This window comes from Pseudomonas sp. B21-036 (assembly GCF_024748925.1).
Classification (GTDB): Bacteria; Pseudomonadota; Gammaproteobacteria; order Pseudomonadales; family Pseudomonadaceae; genus Aquipseudomonas; species Aquipseudomonas palmensis.
Genome location: NZ_CP087178.1, coordinates 3,575,399 through 3,590,681, shown reverse-complemented (window position 1 = coordinate 3,590,681; position 15,283 = coordinate 3,575,399). Strand labels below are relative to the sequence as shown.

The window sequence follows — 15,283 nt, the reverse complement described above, 5'->3', positions numbered from 1 at the left end:
AAGCCTGTAAACGATAGTAATAATCATTTAATTGACTTCAGCCTTGTTGCTGTGGGTTAGAAGTCGCCTTGCAGCGTCACCATCAGGTTGCGCGGCTCGCCATAGAAGTTGCCCCAGCCAGCGGCGCCGACGCTGCTGTAGTAGTGCTTGTCGAACAGGTTGTTGCCGTTGAGGGCCAGGCTCCAGTTGTCATCCAGGCGATAGCCGATGCGGGCGCTCCACAGGGCGTAGCCGGGCTGCACCATCTTGGTGTTGCGGTCCACGAAGTGGTTGGCACTCTGCGCGCTGACCCCGCCGCCCACGCTCCAGCGCTGCAGGGCGCCGTCCAGGTCGTAGTTGGTCCACACCCGCGCCATGTGCCTGGGCACGTAGCTGGCGGTGAAGGTGGCGTCCTGGCGGGTGTCGTCGATGCGCTTGAGGTATTCGACCTGGGTGTAGGTGTAGCCGGCCAGCATCTGCAGGCGCTCGATCAGTTCACCGCTCAGCTCGGCTTCGAAGCCCTGGGCGCGCACCTTGCCGCTGTCGGTGTAGCAGAAACCGTCGGACGACCCGCCGCATACCGTGTTGTAGTCAGCCTCGGCGCGACCCTGCTCGGTGTTGCGGAACAGGTTGAAGGCGCCATTGAGGCGACCCTGGTACCACTCGGCCTTGACCCCCACCTCATAGCTGGCACCGGTCTTGGGCTTGAGCGAGCTGCCGTCGGCCTTGGTGTAGGTGCTTTGCGGCTGGAAGATGTCGGCGTAGCTGGCGTACACCGACCAGGTGTCGTCCAGGTCGTAGATCAACGCGGCGAACGGCGTCACCTGGCCGTTCTCCTGGCTGCGGTTGCGCTGCCAGTAGTCCCAGGCCTGGGTGTAGCTGTCGCTGCTGTTGCGGTACCAGCTGACGCGGCTGCCGAGTACGGCGGTGAGGGGCTCGGCCAGCTTCAGGCGCAGGGTGGCGTAGGTGCCGAACTGACGGGTGTCGGAGGTCACCGGAATCGGCCCGCCGCGGTAGGACTCCTTCTCGTAGACCGAGTCACCCGGCTTGGGGATGTGCGGGTTGGGGTTGAACGGGTTCTGGGTGACGCCGTACAGCTCGGTCAGGTTGATCAGTTCGTAGCGGTCGCGGCCCTTGGAGCGGCTGGCGTTGGCGCCGACGATGATCTCGTGCTCCAGGCCCCAGGCCTGGAAATGGCCGTCCAGGTTGGCGTCGAAGCCGTAGTCGTCCTGGTCGTAGTCGAACAGCCCGGAGTACAGCTTCGAGGCGCCCTGGGTACTGCCCACCGGCACGGTGCCTTCGCCCATGGCGTATTGCATGTTCTGGTCGTTGTGGGTGTACATCGAGGCGACCTTGAGCGCCCAGTCTGCGTTGAAACGGTGGGTGAGGTCGGCGAACAGGCTGGTTCGCTCGCTGTCCCAGTGGTTCCACGACGCGCCCAGGCAGGTGGAGCGCGACAGCTTCAGGTCGCTGCCGTCGCTGTAGCGCGGCAGGCCCTGCCAGCAGGGCTTGGCGTCGAGCTTTTCGTAGGCCAGGCCCAGGCCCAGGGTGGTGTCCTCGTTCAGGTCGTAGTCCAGTGCGCCGTACACCACCTGGTCTTCGCGCTCGCCGATGTCGTAGAAGTACTTGCGGTCCTGCTGGGCCACCACGGCGCGCCCGCGCAGGGTGCCGGCGTCGTTGAGCGGGCCGCCGGTGTCGACCTGGGCGCGGTAGTTGTCCCAGGTGCCGGCCGACAGCGTGACGTGGGTGGCGGCCTTGTCCTGGCCGCGCTTGCGAATGAAGTTGACCCCGCCGGCCGAGCTGCCGGCGCCTTTCATCATGCCGGCGGCGCCGCGCATGATCTCGACGCGGTCGTAATAGGCCATGTCGCTGGAGAAGCTGTTGGCCTGCACGTAGTTGCCGCCCACATCCAGCGGCACGCCGTCGTACTGGTACTGGCCGGCGATCATGAAGCCGCGCGAGTAGAAGTACTTGCCGCCCATGGGCGAGTCGTGAACGGTGATGCCGGGGGTTTTCTCCATCACCTGTTCGAGGCTGGTGAGGTTCTGTTCGTCCATCATCTTGCGCGTGATGACCGTGACCGACTGCGGGGTTTCGCGCAGCGAATGCTGACCCTTGCCGATGCTGACGCTGCGCACGGTGTAGCTGTCGGTGCTGTCGCCGGTGCTGCTGGTGCGGGTGCCGTCGACGTTGGTGGCGCCCAGTTCCAGGGCGCCGTTGCTGCTGGGGGCCGGGCGCAGCGAGTAGCTGCCGTCGCCTTGTGGGAAGGCTTGCAGCCCGCTGCCGGCCAGGATGCGGCCGAGGCCGTCGAGGGTGGCGTACTGGCCTTGCAGGCCGGGGCTCTGCTTGCCGCGGGTGAGGGCGGCGTCGTAGGACAGGTTGAGGCTGCTGGCGGCGGCGAAGGCGCCGAGCACGCTGGCCAGCGAACCGGCCGGAATGTTGTAGGCCGTGCGGCTGCTGCTGACTTCATCGGCCATCGCCGAGGGGGCTGGCAGCACGCTGGCGGCCATGGCGGCGGCCAGCAGGTGGGCGGGGAGCAGGCGGGGGGAACGGGGTGACATGGGGGCCTCGTCGGATGCAGAAGGGATGCGCGAAAGGGGGTGTTTCAGACAAGGCGGATGAGAATGAGAAAAGGTACCGCGGGGGAGGAATTTTTTTTGCTGCATCAAACACTGCGCTGTGCAGGTCAAGAGCCGGCCAGACAAGGCCGGCGCCTACATCACCCGCACCCAGTACCGACCATGCCGCTCGATTCGCAAATCGAACGAGCGCGCCAGCGCCGACAGCGCCGCATCACTGTCGGTCAACGAGAAGTTGCCCGACACACGCTGCTCTGCCAGCTGCGGCGCATAGGTCAGCAACCCCGGCCGGTACCGCCCCAGCTCGTCGAGCAGATCACCCAGCCGCCAGTTCTCCACCACCAGTTGCCCCAGGCTCCACGCCGCCTGGGCCGCCGACGCCAGCTGCGGGCTATCCACCCACTGATCACTGAACCCGCACGCCTGCCCACTCTCCAGTCGCTGCGCCTCCCCCAGCAAGGGGCTGACCCGCACCGCATGCTCGAACACCTCGACCTCGCTGCGCCCGGCCTGCTGCGCCACGCTGAAGCGCGTGCCCAGCGCCTGCACCACGCCCTGCGCGGTCTGCACCCGCAACGGTCGCTGCTGCACATCCTTGCCACTGGTAAGCAGGATCCGCCCGCGCACCAGCTGAATCAGCCGTTGCCGGCTGTCGAAGCGGATGTTCACCGCCGACGCCGTATCGAGCACCAACTGGCTACCGTCGGCCAGGGTGACGCTGCGAATTTCACCCGTGCCACTGTGCACGTCCGCCAGCAACGCCTGCGCCGGAGTACTGCGGTAGCTGGCCCAGCCACCCAGCCCCAGCCCGGTCGCCAGCAGCAGCCCCTTGACCACGCCGCGGCGGGTCAGGCCCTGGGCTTCGGCACGCTTGAAGGCATCGAACGCCAGCCCACCCGGCACACTGGCCAGTTGCCCATGCAACTGCTCGACCCGGGCCCAGGCCCAGCCGTTCTGCGGGGCACTGTCCAACCATGCCCGCCAGGCCCGTTCCAGGCCGGGGCTGGCATCGCCGGCCATGCGCTGCACATGCCAGCGGGCGGCTTCCTTGAGCGCCTGGCGCTGCGCTTCGCGGTCGTTGCTCATGGCTGCTCGTCGAAGGCGAGCAGCAGGCAGCGCTCGGTGGTCTTGTACATGTACTTCTTCACCGAACTGAGCGAAACGCCCAGCGCCGTGGCGATTTCGCCATAGGTCATGCCCAGCCAGTTGGCCATCAGGAACGCCTGGCGCGCCTTGGCGCCGCACCCGGCCAGCAGGCGGTCAACTTCGCGCAGGGTCTCGAGAATCAGCAGGCGCTCTTCCAGCGAGATCTCCTCGTACACCGGCTGGGCGGCCAGGGCTTGGAGGTAGGCCTGTTCGAGCTTCTGGCGCCGGAAGTGGTCGATCATCACCCGCCGCGCCACGGTCGCCAGGTAGCTGCGCGGCTCGCGCAGCAGGCGCACCAGCTCCAGCGACTCGGACGAGGCGAGGATGCGCACGAAGGTGTCCTGCATCAGGTCGGCGGCGCGCTGCGGGCAGCTCAGGCGCCGGCGCAGCCAATGCTGCAACCACAGGTGATGGTGCTGGTAGAGCTGGCCGACTTCGGCGTTGGCGGGTGAGGTGGGGGCGCTCATCCTGGCGACTTCCGGGGAAAAAGGATGCAGATGATAAGCATTCCCAAGAATGTTAGGAAGAGGGCAGGTGAAATAGCGCTGGGCGCATCGCGGGTCAAGCCCGCTCCCACGGGGTCTGCACCGTCCTGCAAGGCAGCGGTGTGGCTGTGGGAGCGGGCTTGCCCCGCGAAAGGGCCGCCACGCGGCCCCTCGGCGATTACCACAACGCCAGCGTATACCCCACGATCAAGCGGTTCTCGTCGATATCGCTGGTCAACCCGCCACTGGAACGGAACGTCGCATTGCGCAATCGCACGCTCACGTTCTTCAGCGGCCCGCTCTGCACCACATAGGCGATGTCGGTATCGCGCTCCCATTCCTTGCCGCCGCTCACCGTCGCGGTCTGGATATGGTTGCCATTCACATAGCGGGTCATGAAGCTCAGCCCCGGCAGCCCCAGCGCGGCGAAGTTGTAGTCGTAGCGCGCCTGCCACGCATCGGTTTCGGCTTTGGTGAACACATTCACCGTCACCAGGTTGACCGAGTACGGGTCCAGCCCCGGGTAGGCGAAGTCGCCGTCCCCCGAGAGGTTCTGGTAGCCCAGGCCGAATTTGTGCGCGCCCACGCCCAGGGTCAGCATGCCGTTGAAGAAGCGGTTGTCGATGCGCCCGCCGTCCACCCGCGCAGCGGAACGCAGGTTGGCGTTGCCTTGTTCGCGGGTGTCGAAGTAGCGCAGGTCGCTGCGCAGGCTCACGCCTTCGGCCAGCGACAGGTCATGCACCAGCCCGGCGTACTGCTGGCGGTAGAGGTCGTGCATCTGCGCGTAGTAGTAGCTCAGCGCCAGGTTGGGGCGCAGCGCGTAGGTGCCGCCTGCCAGGTCCAGGTGGCTGCTCTGGACACCGGCATAGCTCATCTGGTCGTTGCTCGAGGAGTCGCGCAGGTTCTGTTTTTCCAGGCGGCCCACGTTCAGGGTCAGGCCGTCGATGTCCTGCGAGGTCAGCAGGCTGCCGTTGTAGGTCGAGGGCAGCAGGCGCACGTCGTTGATCGAGGCAACCGGCAAGGTGGGCTGCAAGGTGCCGAGCTTGAGCACGCTCTTGCCCAGGCGCAGCTTGGCGGTCAGGCCCAGTTCGCTGTAGTCGTGCGCCGGCTCCTGGCTGGCGCCGAACGGCAGCAGGCCGGTGCCCCGGTGCGCCTTGCTGGAGTCGAGCTTCAGGCCCAGCTCGCCCAGCGCATCCAGGCCAACGCCCAGGGTGCCTTCGGTGTAACCCGATTCCATGCGCAGGATGAAGCCCTGGGCCCACTCCCGCGCCTGGCTCTGGGGCGCGGCGTGCTGGCGAAAGTCGCGGCTGAAATAGAAGTTGCGGGCCTCCAGGCTGGCCTTGCTGTCCTGGATGAAATCGGCCTGCACAAGCAACGGCGCAAGCGCGGCGCACAGGCCGGCGCTGGCCGTCAGGGGACGGCGGGAAAACGACATGCAATCTACCTTTTGTTGTTGTTCTGGCGGCGGCCGCTGCTGCGGTGCGGGCATATAATTAACATATTATCTTTTTGCCCCGAAAGCCTTTGCAGGCTTGCGAGCGAAAAAAGTTAACGTGTTAACGTTATGCCCGTTGCCAGGTAGGTTGCCTGTTGCTGCGCCGCCGCGCTCAGCGCCCCGGCCACATGCTGCGCAACACGCCATCGCGGCGGACAAAACCGTGCACCAGTGCGGCGGCGATATGCACCAGCACGGTGGCAAACAGCAGGTACGCCAGCCAGCCGTGCAGGGCGCGCAGCAGGGCGTAAAGGCGCAGGTCGTGGGGCGCAATGGCCGGCAGTTGCCACGGCAGCGGGTAGCCACCGGCCGATTGCATGCCCCAGCCGATCAGCGGCATGCCCAGCATCAACCCGTACAGCAGCAGGTGCGAAGCCTTGGCGGCCCACTGCTGCAGGCGTGGCAGGTCGCTGGGCAGGGGCGGGGTGGCGTAACGCAGGCGTGTGGCGATGCGCAGCACCACCAGCACCAGCAGGGCCAGGCCGATGGCCTTGTGCAGGCTGACCAGCCATGGGTGGCGGGGCGAGAGGTCGGCGACCATGCTCACGCCGACAAACAGCATCGCCAGGATCAACACGGCCATCAGCCAGTGCAGCAGGCGCGCCAACGGGTGGAAGCGGGTAGACGGGTGCAGGTTCATGGGTGGGCCCCCAGGGCGGTTTCGCGGCTGCGCCGGTTGAAGGATTCGGCATAGGCGGCCGAGCGGGCGGCCAGGATCGGGTCGGCCGAGGCCTGGATGCCGTCGGGCAGTATCAGCGGGTCGAAGTTCAGGTCACGGCATTCGCCCTGCTCGGGCGCATCGACGTGGTCGATCACCAGGGTGCCGGCATCGACCTGCTGGCGGGTGACGGGCCAGGGGCGCGCGGGGTCGTCCACCGGGTCGTCGGCGCCGGCCAGGGTCAGGCGCAGGGTCCAGCGCAGCGGGCCCTTGGCCAGGCGTTGCTGCAGGTCGTGCTGAAGGAAGTTCCTGTCGTCGACCTGGGCTGGCAACGGGGCGAAGTCGCTGTGCGGCTGCAGGCTCCAGCGCACGTACTGCACCTTGCCCGCCGCATCCACCAGGCGAAACGCGTTGATGCTGTTGAAGGCCGAGCTGGCAAAGCTGTCGGAGGGCTTGTAGTCCCTGGCCCACTGGCGGAAGGCGGCGCTTTCGGGATGCCTGGCGAAAAACGCCTGCAGGGCCGCCGGGTCCGGCTTGCCGGTGGCCGGGTCGGGCGTCGAGGCCAGCACCTGTTCGTAGAACCCTGCGGCATCGCTGACGGCCAGCACTGGCGGGGTGTTCATGCCGGTACGCCAGCGCTGACCGTCGTCGCTGCTGAACTGCAGCGCCAGGCTGCGGGTGGCGACACTGGCGTCGGCGCTGAACGGGTTGGCGCCGCCGATGGCGAAACGTCCGATCACCGGCACTCTGGATTGGCTGAACACCCGGGCCCGCGACCAGCTGGCAGCCTGGCCGCTGCTGTCGAAATAGCCGCTCACGCACAGGCCCTTGGCGTGGTTCTTTCGATAGCCGGGGTAGTGCCCGGCCTGGGCCTCGAAGGTGTCGATGATACGTTGCGGGGTCAGGCGCTGCGGGCCGATCCAGCCGGCAGCGTAGGCAAAGCTTGCGCCCAGGGCGGCGATACCCAGGCCGATGACGGCCAGGCGCAGGGTGCGGGCGCGACCGTTTAACGGAGTGCTCATGGCGGCGATCCGGTCAGTGAATGAGCCGGTACGACGCACCGCACCAGGTTTTATTCCACGCCGGCGGGAATAAATTTCGGCGGCGAGCGTCTGCCTCGTACACTGACTGCCAGCCGCCCAGAACCCCGACCATGAACGATCTTGATGACGACCAGTTGCGCGACATGCTCCAGCGCCTGCGCCGCTTTGCCTTGTGGCTGACCCGCGAGGCCAGCAGCGCCGACGACTTGGTGCAGGCCACGGTGGAGCGAGCCCTGAGCCGGCGCGGCCAGCAGCGTGGCGATGACAGCCTGCGCGCCTGGCTGTTCGCGATCCTGTACCGGCTGTTCATCGACGCCAAGCGCCGCGAGCGCCGGCATGCCCGCTGGCTGGCGTGGTTCGGGCGCGACGAGGCGCTGGGCAGTAGCACCGAGGATATCGTGCTCGCCGAGTCGGGCCTGGCCGCATTCGCGCGCCTGCCCACCGAGCAACGGGCGCTGTTGCTGCTGGTGACTGTCGAGGGCCTGAGCTACAAGGAGGCCGCACAGGCCCTGGACGTGCCCATCGGCACGGTGATGTCGCGCCTGTCACGGGCGCGTGCGGCAATGCGAGAACTGGCCGAGGGCAATACGCCGCCCCCGGCATTGCGGAGGTTGAAATGAGCCGGCTGATCCCGTCCGAAGACGAGTTGCACGCCTATGTCGACGAACGCCTCGAGACGGCGCGCCGCCGCGAGGTGGAACTGTACCTGGCAGCCCACCCCGAGCAGGCGGCGCGGGTCGAGGGCTGGCGCGCCGATGCACGCCTGCTGCGCACCGCCCTGGCCGGGCTGGCCGAGCAGCCCGCGAACCCGCGGCTCGACCCGGCAGCCGTGCGCCGCGCCGTGCGCCAGCGCCATCGCCGCCAATGGGCCAGCGCGGCGATGCTGCTGGTGGCACTGGGCATCGGTGGCCTGGGCGGCTGGCAGGCGCGCGAGTCGAGCCTGCAGGCGGGCCTTGCACCGATGGCCGATGCCGTGCAGGCGCACCGCCTGTTTGCCCAGTCGGGCACATTGGACCTGAACGTGCAGCGGCCGGGGCAATTGCAGGCCTGGCTGGGCGAGCACTTTGCCCAGGCAGGGCAGTTGCCGGACCTCTCGGCCTATGGCTTCACGCCGGTGGGCGCGCGGTTGCTCAGCAACGAGCAGGGGCCGGCGGCGCTGCTGCTGTTCCAGGATGCCAGCGGCGAGCGGGTCAGCCTGTTCCTGCGCTCGCCCGGCGAGCACTATGCGCGCATGCCCAGTGGCGAGCGGGTGGACGGCGAGTTGCAGGCCCGCTACTGGTCGCAGGGCGCCTACAACTACGCGCTGGTCAGCCCGGCAGCAGAGCCGCGTGCCGCGCAGTTGCGCCAGGCACTGGGGATTGCCCTGTAGCCGGTGCGAAAAGGTCCATGAAGTGGCGTGCCTGCGGGGTGCTCTGCTCCCCCGGGCACACCATGTACAGGCCCAGCGGCGGGGTGTCGTGCAGGGCACAGAAGTGCACGCCGTCCTGACGGTTGGCCCGCGCCGCCGCCTGCGGCACCAGGGCCACGCCGAACCCGCAGCCCACCAGGCTGACCAGTGTCTGCATCTGCGCCGCCTGCTGGCTGATGCGCGGGGTGAAGCCGGCGCGTTCGCACAGGCTCAGCATCTGCTGGTGAAAGCCGCTGCCCAGGGCCGGCGGGGTGAACACGAAATCTTCGTCTGCGGCCTCGCCCAGGTGCACCGGGCCACCGTGGGCCAGTCGGTGCCCGGCAGGCACCGCCAGCAGCAGCGGCTCGTCGAGGATCAGCCGGCTGTGCAGGCGCTCGCTCAGCCCCGGCAACTGGCGCATGAAGGCCACGTCCAGTTCACCACCCAGCACGCCCTCGGCCAGTTGCGCCGAGGGTTGCTGCTGCAGGCTCAGGCGCACCTTGGGCCACTGCGCGCGAAACCGGCGCAGGGCCTCGAGCAGGGGCGGGTAGCCGGCCAGTGCCAGGCTGCCGATGCGCAGGTGCCCGCTGACCCCGTCGGCCACCTCGCGGGCGTGTTCGGCGCCCTGGTCCAGCAGGCTCAGGGTGGCGCGCGCGGTCTCGACGAAGGCCTGGCCGGCGCCGGTCAGGCACACCCCGCGCGAGTGACGTACCAGCAGCGTGCAACCGAGCTTCTGTTCCAGCCGCGCAATCGCCTGGCTCAGCGGTGGCTGGGCCATGTGCAGGCGTTCGGCGGCGCGGTGGATGTGCAGTTCTTCGGCAACGACGATGAACTGGCGTAACAGGCGGGTCTCGATCATGGCGGCGTCCCTGGCGCGGTGTGATATCTGACGGGTATCGGAACCGGCCTTCGATAATATTCAACTTTGCGCGGCGCGCTCGATAGGCTCGACGACTTTACAGGAGAGCGCCCATGAACTTCACCCATCGCACCTTTCTCGTCACCGGCGCCGCCCGCGGCCTGGGGCTTGCCTACGCCAGGGCCCTGGCCGAACGTGGCGCGCGGGTGGTCATTACCGACCGCGGCGCCGACCGCGCCGGCTGCGGCACCGACCCCGGCCCGGTCGAACGGGCGGCCCAGGCCCTGCAGGCGGCGGGGCACCAGGTACTCGGGCACTGCGCCGAGCTGGCCGATGAAGCGGCCTGTGAGGCGCTGGTGGCACGCACTGTGGAGCAGTTCGGCGGCCTCGACGGGGTGATCCACAACGCCGGCTGGGTGGGGTACCAGCCGATCGAGCAGGTGGATGCAGGCTTTGTCGAGCGCGCCCTGGCGATCAACGTGCAGGCGCCCTTGTGGCTGTGCAAGCACGCCTGGCCGCACCTGAAGGCCAGCGCCGCGCCGCGTGTGGTACTGACGACCTCCGACCGGGCCATGTATGCGTGCTACGCGCAGACCGGGCTGGCGGCCTATGCCGCCGGCAAGATGGCGCAGCTAGGCATCATGAATGCCTTGAGCGAAGAGGGCGCCGCACACGGCATTCTGGTAAACGCGGTTTCGCCGGTGGCGCGCACGCGCATGTGGGGCGAGGAGGGCGAGCCGGATGACCTCAAGCCCGAGTGGGTGGTGCCGGGGGTGGTGTACCTGGTGTCGGACGCGTGCCAGGTGACGGGGCAGGTGCTGCGCGCCAGCAACGGGCAGTTCGTGGCCACGCGCTTCGAGGAGCAGGCGGGGGTCACCTACCCGAGGGATCTGCGCGGGGTCGAGGCGCAGCAGCCCGAGCAGGTGGCGCAGTGCTGGGCGGCGCACGGAATCTGAGGCATCGCCGGGGGATCGCGCCTACTCTTTCAGGCAGACCGTTTGCCATTGCGACCGGCCACCTGATAAAACCTGTATGCAGCATTGCGTCAGGCGTTAATACCCCGATGCCACAGCCGTTCGCTGGCGTCGTACATATGGAATCCAGAATGACCCCAAGACACGTAATCAACGCATCTGTCAGCCCCAAAGGCAGCCTGGAGACACTCTCCCAACGTGAAGTGCAGCAACTGAGCGAAGCCGGTTCCGGCAGCATCTACACCCTGTTCCGCCAGTGCGCCCTGGCCATCCTCAATACCGGCGCCCACGTCGACAACGCCAAGACCATTCTCGACGCCTACAAGGACTTCGAAGTCCGTATCCACCAGCAGGACCGCGGCGTGCGCCTTGAGCTGCTGAACGCGCCGGCCGACGCCTTCGTCGATGGCGAAATGATCGCCAGCACCCGCGAAATGCTGTTCAGCGCCCTGCGCGACATCGTCTACACCGAAAGCGAACTGGACCGCATGGGCATCGACCTGGAAAGCTCCCAGGGCATCACCGACTACGTCTTCCAGCTGCTGCGCAACGCGCGCACCCTGCGCCCGGGCGTGGAGCCGAAGATGGTGGTGTGCTGGGGCGGCCACTCGATCAGCACCGAGGAATACCAGTACACCAAGAAGGTCGGCCACGAGCTGGGCCTGCGCAAGCTGGACATCTGCACCGGCTGCGGGCCGGGCGTGATGAAGGGGCCGATGAAGGGCGCCACCATCGCCCACGCCAAGCAGCGCATGAGCATCGGCCGCTACCTGGGCCTGACCGAGCCGGGCATCATCGCCGCCGAGGCGCCGAACCCGATCGTCAACGAGCTGGTGATTCTGCCGGACATCGAAAAGCGCCTGGAAGCCTTCGTGCGCGTGGGCCACGGCATCATCATCTTCCCTGGTGGCGCAGGCACGGCCGAGGAGTTCCTGTACCTGCTGGGCATCCTGATGCACCCGGAAAACCGCGACCTGCCGTTCCCGGTGATCCTCACCGGCCCGCGCAGCGCCGAGGCGTACCTGCAGCAGCTGCATGATTTTGTCGGCGCCACCCTGGGCGAGGCGGCCCATGCGCTGTACGAGATCATCATCGACGACCCGGCCCAGGTGGCGCGGCAGATGACCGAGGGGCTCAGGCAGGTCAAGCAGTTCCGCCGCGAGCGCAACGATGCGTTCCACTTCAACTGGATGCTGAAGATCGAAGAGGGCTTCCAGCGCCCGTTCGACCCGACCCACGCCAACATGGCCAGCCTGCAGCTGAGCCGCGACTTGCCGGCACACGAGCTGGCGGCGAACCTGCGCCGGGCGTTCTCCGGGATCGTGGCGGGCAACGTGAAGGACAAGGGCATTCGCCTGATCGAGGAGCATGGGCCGTACGAGATCCATGGCGATACCGCGATCATGCAGCCACTGGACAAGCTGTTGCAGGCGTTCGTGGAGCAGCATCGGATGAAGCTGCCGGGTGGGGCGGCGTATGAGCCGTGCTACCGCGTGGTGAGTTAAGGCCTATCGCGGGTCAAGCCCGCTCCCACAGGTGGCAGATGATCCTGTGGGAGCGGGCTTGACCCGCGATCGCCGGCGACGCGGTGTTCAATTCTGCTGCAAACGCCTGAGCACCAACCCGGTCAGCTCATCGATCATCGGCCGGAACGCTTCGGCCGTGCAGTGCTGCCCGAGCATCACGGTGCGTGTGGTGAGGTGCGAGAACAGCGCATCGAACAGCACGTGCGGCAGTTCCGACAGCGATGCATCCGCGGCCACTGCCCCTTGCCCGCGCTGGCCTTCGAGCAAGCGCAGAATCAGCGAATGCCACACCTGCGGGCCATGCTCGTACCAGGTCTGGCCCACTTCGGGCACATGCGCCGTGCCATTGACCACCAGGCGGTAGAACGCCACGTGCCGCGGGCTGGTGACCACCGCCACCAACTGGTCGAGGATCAGCCGCAGCCCCTCGGCCAGCCCCACGGTGCTGGTGTCCAGCTGGCGCAGGTCGATGATGAAGTCGTCGCACAGGTACTCCACCACCGCCACCAGCAGCTCGTTCTTGCTGCCGAAGTAGCGGTAGATGGTGGCCTTGGAACCGCCTGCCGCGGCGACGATGGCGTCCATGCTGACGCCATCGTAACCGTGCTCCAGAAACAGCTCGCTGGCGGTCACCAGCAGGTTGCGCCTGCGCTCCACACTTCGGCTCGTAGGGGAAGTCGGGGCACGGTGCAACGGGGTCATGGGCGCTACTCTTTGTCAGGGAGCGCGTACGCTATCACGTAATCCCCGCGATCTGGAGACTGGCGCGCACCGCCGGCCACCACCACCACGTACTGACGGCCCGAGCGCGGCGACACGTAGCTCATCGGCGTGGCCTGGCCGCCGACTGGCAGGCGACCCTTCCACACTTCCTCGCCCGTGGCGATGTCCAGTGCCCGCAGGTAGTAGTCCTGGGTACCGGCATAGAACACCAGCCCGGCACCGGTGCTCACGCCGCCGCCCAGGGTGGGCATGCCCAGCGGGATCGGCAGGTTGGCACGCACGCCATTGATCACCGCGTCCTGCACCGTACCGGCCGGACGTTCCCAGACCTGCTTGCGGGTTTTCAGGTCGATGGCGGCGAACACGCCCCATGGCGGGCTCTGGCAGGGGATGCCCAGTGGCGAGTTGAAGGCCTTGTGGTCGATCACGAACGGCGTGCCGTCCATCGGGTAGGTACTGCCCACGCCGTGCCCGGACTTGAGGTGCGACAGGTCGACGTTTTCACGCTTGACCAGCTTGACCACCTGCGGGATGCGGATGTCGTTGAGGAACAGGTAGCCGTTGCGCTCGTCGATGGCCGCGCCGCCCCAGTTGAAGCCACCGTAGTAGCCCGGGTAGATCAGGGTGTCGCGGGTGCTCGGTGCGGTGAACTCACCCTCGTAGTTGAGCTCGCGGAAGTTGATGCGGCACATCAGCTGGTCGAAGAAGGTCGCGCCCCACATGTCCTGTTCGGTCAGCGGTTCGGCGCCCAGCGCCGGCATGCCTACCGAGTAGGGTTGGGTCTTGGCTACCCAGTCGCCTTCGGCATGGGCCTGGGGCACGGGTTTTTCGACCACGTCGGCAATCGGCTTGCCGGTGCGACGGTCGAGCAGGAAGATCTGCCCGCGCTTGGTCAGCTGGATCAGCGCGGGGATTTTGCCGCCCTTGCCGTCCGGCACGTCGTACAGCGCCGGCTGGGCAGCCACGTCGTAGTCCCAGATGTCGTGGTGCACGGTCTGGAAGGTCCAGCGCTCGCGGCCGGTGGCCATGTCCAGGGCAACCACGGCAGACGAGTATTTCTCGGTCAGCGCCGGGCGATCGCCACCCCAGAAATCGGGCTGCTGGTTGCCGGTAGGCAGGTAGACCAGGCCCAGTTCGTCATCGAACGCCGGGGTAGACCACATGTTCGGCGTGCTGCGGGTATAGGTTTCGCCCTCCGGTGGCAGCTTGGTGATGGCCGGGTTGCCCAGGTCCCACGCCCACACCAGTTCGCCGGTGTCGGCGCTGAAGGCACGCACCACGCCTGACGGTTCGTCGGTGGAGCGGCCATCGAAGACCCAGCCGCCGAGGATGATCAGGTTGCGTGCCACGGTGGGCGCGGAGGTGTAGGCGTAGTACGGCACGCCTTCATCCACCAGGCCCAGGCCCTGGGTCAGGTCGACCGAGCCCTTGTCGCCGAAGTCTTCGCACGGCTTGCCGGTGTCGGCGTCGATCTCGATCAGCCGTGCATCCATGGTGACCTGCACGATGCGCTTGGCGCACACACCACCCGTGGCGCGTGGGGCGGGTGCCAGGTCAGCGAACTGGAACGGCTTCTGGACCTTGTCCGGCTCGTAGTAGCCAAGGCCGCGGCAGCGGTTCCAGGTCTTGTCGTTGGCGGGCTTGGAGTCGAAGGTCCAGCGCTCCTTGCCGGTGTCGGCATCCAGCGCGATGACCTTGCTCAACGGGGTGCAGGTGTACACCGTGTCGGCGATCTGGATCGGCGTGTTCTGCGACTCGGAGGCGCCTTCGGCGATCTCGCCGGTGCGGTAGGTCCAGGCCACCTGGAGCTTGTCGATGTTGCCCTTGTTGATCTGGTCCAGCGGCGTGAAGCGCGTGCCCTGCGGGCCGTTGCTGTAGTGCTGCCAGTCCTGGGGGGCGCCGGCCGTGGTGGCCGGGGTGTCGAGCACCGGTTGGGTGGTGGCGTGCATGACCCCGTGCGGCACGAAGGTCGAGGCGCCGCCGGCCACCAGGGCCAGCCCGAACAGGGCGGCGCACGCATGGCTGAGGCCACGTTGACGGCCGCCGCCCAGGTACGGATGCAACACCGCCGCCACCAGGCCGATCACCAGGAACGGCGCCAGGCGCGGCACCAGTGGCCAGAAGCGCAGGCCGACTTCCCACAGCGACCAGATGACGGTGGCGCCGAACACCAGCGCCATCAGGCCGGCGCCCAGCGGCTTGCGCCGGGCATAGAGCACACCGGCCAGCAGCATGCCCAGGCCGGCCAACAGGTAGTACCACGAGCCGCCGAGGGTGGCCAGGCGCACACCGCCGACCGCCAGGGCCAGGCCACTGAGGCCGAGCAGGGTACCGAAGATATAAAAGGCAAGGCGAGTTGAAGCAGGGGCAGGGGCCCCCGGGTTATCTGTGTTTTTCATTCCTGTTTGTCCATGACACGACCCCAGCTG

13 protein-coding genes are annotated in these 15,283 nt (G+C 67.4%); 4 read left to right on the top strand and 9 right to left on the bottom strand.

Going from position 1 to position 15,283, the window contains the following annotated elements:
- Nucleotides 1–56: 56 nt before the first annotated feature.
- From LOY33_RS16130 to LOY33_RS16105, 6 genes are all read right to left on the bottom strand, one after another.
- Nucleotides 57–2,540, bottom strand: coding sequence for a TonB-dependent siderophore receptor (locus LOY33_RS16130; protein ID WP_408980653.1), 2,484 nt, complete (start codon nucleotides 2,538–2,540; stop codon nucleotides 57–59).
- A gap of 153 nt (nucleotides 2,541–2,693) precedes the next feature.
- The gene (locus LOY33_RS16125; RefSeq protein ID WP_258659387.1) at nucleotides 2,694–3,644 is read right to left on the bottom strand and encodes a FecR domain-containing protein; all 951 of its coding nucleotides are present in this window, start codon (nucleotides 3,642–3,644) and stop codon (nucleotides 2,694–2,696) included.
- Nucleotides 3,641–4,171, bottom strand: a complete 531-nt coding sequence (locus LOY33_RS16120; protein WP_043860918.1) for a sigma-70 family RNA polymerase sigma factor — start codon at nucleotides 4,169–4,171, stop codon at nucleotides 3,641–3,643. Before LOY33_RS16120 ends, LOY33_RS16125 begins: the two co-directional genes overlap by 4 nt.
- Nucleotides 4,172–4,367: 196 nt before the next feature.
- Nucleotides 4,368–5,624, bottom strand: a complete 1,257-nt coding sequence (locus tag LOY33_RS16115; RefSeq protein ID WP_254998821.1) for an OprD family porin — start codon at nucleotides 5,622–5,624, stop codon at nucleotides 4,368–4,370.
- Between the two features lie 172 nt (nucleotides 5,625–5,796).
- Entirely contained in the window at nucleotides 5,797–6,324 is a 528-nt protein-coding gene (locus LOY33_RS16110) for a cytochrome b (RefSeq protein ID WP_043860916.1), read from the bottom strand.
- Nucleotides 6,321–7,364: a catalase family peroxidase gene (locus LOY33_RS16105; RefSeq protein ID WP_054915135.1), complete on the bottom strand. Its 1,044-nt coding sequence runs from the start codon at nucleotides 7,362–7,364 to the stop codon at nucleotides 6,321–6,323. Before LOY33_RS16105 ends, LOY33_RS16110 begins: the two co-directional genes overlap by 4 nt.
- 131 nt (nucleotides 7,365–7,495) lie before the next feature.
- Between LOY33_RS16105 and LOY33_RS16100 the strand changes: the two genes are divergently transcribed.
- Together LOY33_RS16100 and LOY33_RS16095 are read left to right on the top strand one after the other, a co-directional pair.
- On the top strand, nucleotides 7,496–8,005 hold the full coding sequence (locus LOY33_RS16100) for a sigma-70 family RNA polymerase sigma factor (RefSeq protein ID WP_258659386.1): 510 nt from the start codon (nucleotides 7,496–7,498) through the stop codon (nucleotides 8,003–8,005).
- Nucleotides 8,002–8,754, top strand: coding sequence for an anti-sigma factor (locus tag LOY33_RS16095; RefSeq protein ID WP_088515176.1), 753 nt, complete (start codon nucleotides 8,002–8,004; stop codon nucleotides 8,752–8,754). Before LOY33_RS16100 ends, LOY33_RS16095 begins: the two co-directional genes overlap by 4 nt.
- On the opposite strand, the gene LOY33_RS16090 is transcribed toward LOY33_RS16095, so the two are convergent.
- On the bottom strand, nucleotides 8,693–9,631 hold the full coding sequence (locus tag LOY33_RS16090; protein WP_043860912.1) for a LysR substrate-binding domain-containing protein: 939 nt from the start codon (nucleotides 9,629–9,631) through the stop codon (nucleotides 8,693–8,695). The genes LOY33_RS16095 and LOY33_RS16090 overlap by 62 nt on opposite strands.
- Before the next feature lie 113 nt (nucleotides 9,632–9,744).
- Between LOY33_RS16090 and LOY33_RS16085 the strand changes: the two genes are divergently transcribed.
- Together LOY33_RS16085 and ppnN are read left to right on the top strand one after the other, a co-directional pair.
- On the top strand, nucleotides 9,745–10,587 hold the full coding sequence (locus LOY33_RS16085; protein WP_213605836.1) for an SDR family NAD(P)-dependent oxidoreductase: 843 nt from the start codon (nucleotides 9,745–9,747) through the stop codon (nucleotides 10,585–10,587).
- 149 nt (nucleotides 10,588–10,736) lie between these two features.
- Nucleotides 10,737–12,110: a nucleotide 5'-monophosphate nucleosidase PpnN gene (gene ppnN, locus LOY33_RS16080; protein ID WP_043860910.1), complete on the top strand. Its 1,374-nt coding sequence runs from the start codon at nucleotides 10,737–10,739 to the stop codon at nucleotides 12,108–12,110.
- Nucleotides 12,111–12,197: 87 nt separating this feature from the next.
- Here ppnN and LOY33_RS26105 read toward each other — a convergent pair whose 3' ends face one another.
- A complete protein-coding gene (locus LOY33_RS26105) occupies nucleotides 12,198–12,833 on the bottom strand; it encodes a TetR/AcrR family transcriptional regulator (RefSeq protein WP_043860909.1) in 636 nt (211 codons plus the stop codon).
- Nucleotides 12,834–12,838: 5 nt separating this feature from the next.
- Nucleotides 12,839–15,253, bottom strand: coding sequence for a membrane-bound PQQ-dependent dehydrogenase, glucose/quinate/shikimate family (locus LOY33_RS16065; protein WP_258659385.1), 2,415 nt, complete (start codon nucleotides 15,251–15,253; stop codon nucleotides 12,839–12,841).
- Nucleotides 15,254–15,283 lie beyond the last annotated feature (30 nt).

Bases quoted from the DNA above. Each gene is read 5' to 3' on its own strand.
- LOY33_RS16130 (WP_408980653.1), bottom strand. From the start codon at position 2,540: ATGTCACCCCGTTCCCCCCGCCTGCTCCCCGCCCACCTGCTGGCCGCC.
- LOY33_RS16125 (WP_258659387.1), bottom strand. From the start codon at position 3,644: ATGAGCAACGACCGCGAAGCGCAGCGCCAGGCGCTCAAGGAAGCCGCC.
- LOY33_RS16120 (WP_043860918.1), bottom strand. From the start codon at position 4,171: ATGAGCGCCCCCACCTCACCCGCCAACGCCGAAGTCGGCCAGCTCTAC.
- LOY33_RS16115 (WP_254998821.1), bottom strand. From the start codon at position 5,624: ATGTCGTTTTCCCGCCGTCCCCTGACGGCCAGCGCCGGCCTGTGCGCC.
- LOY33_RS16110 (WP_043860916.1), bottom strand. From the start codon at position 6,324: ATGAACCTGCACCCGTCTACCCGCTTCCACCCGTTGGCGCGCCTGCTG.
- LOY33_RS16105 (WP_054915135.1), bottom strand. From the start codon at position 7,364: ATGAGCACTCCGTTAAACGGTCGCGCCCGCACCCTGCGCCTGGCCGTC.
- LOY33_RS16100 (WP_258659386.1), top strand. From the start codon at position 7,496: ATGAACGATCTTGATGACGACCAGTTGCGCGACATGCTCCAGCGCCTG.
- LOY33_RS16095 (WP_088515176.1), top strand. From the start codon at position 8,002: ATGAGCCGGCTGATCCCGTCCGAAGACGAGTTGCACGCCTATGTCGAC.
- LOY33_RS16090 (WP_043860912.1), bottom strand. From the start codon at position 9,631: ATGATCGAGACCCGCCTGTTACGCCAGTTCATCGTCGTTGCCGAAGAA.
- LOY33_RS16085 (WP_213605836.1), top strand. From the start codon at position 9,745: ATGAACTTCACCCATCGCACCTTTCTCGTCACCGGCGCCGCCCGCGGC.
- ppnN (WP_043860910.1), top strand. From the start codon at position 10,737: ATGACCCCAAGACACGTAATCAACGCATCTGTCAGCCCCAAAGGCAGC.
- LOY33_RS26105 (WP_043860909.1), bottom strand. From the start codon at position 12,833: ATGACCCCGTTGCACCGTGCCCCGACTTCCCCTACGAGCCGAAGTGTG.
- LOY33_RS16065 (WP_258659385.1), bottom strand. From the start codon at position 15,253: ATGAAAAACACAGATAACCCGGGGGCCCCTGCCCCTGCTTCAACTCGC.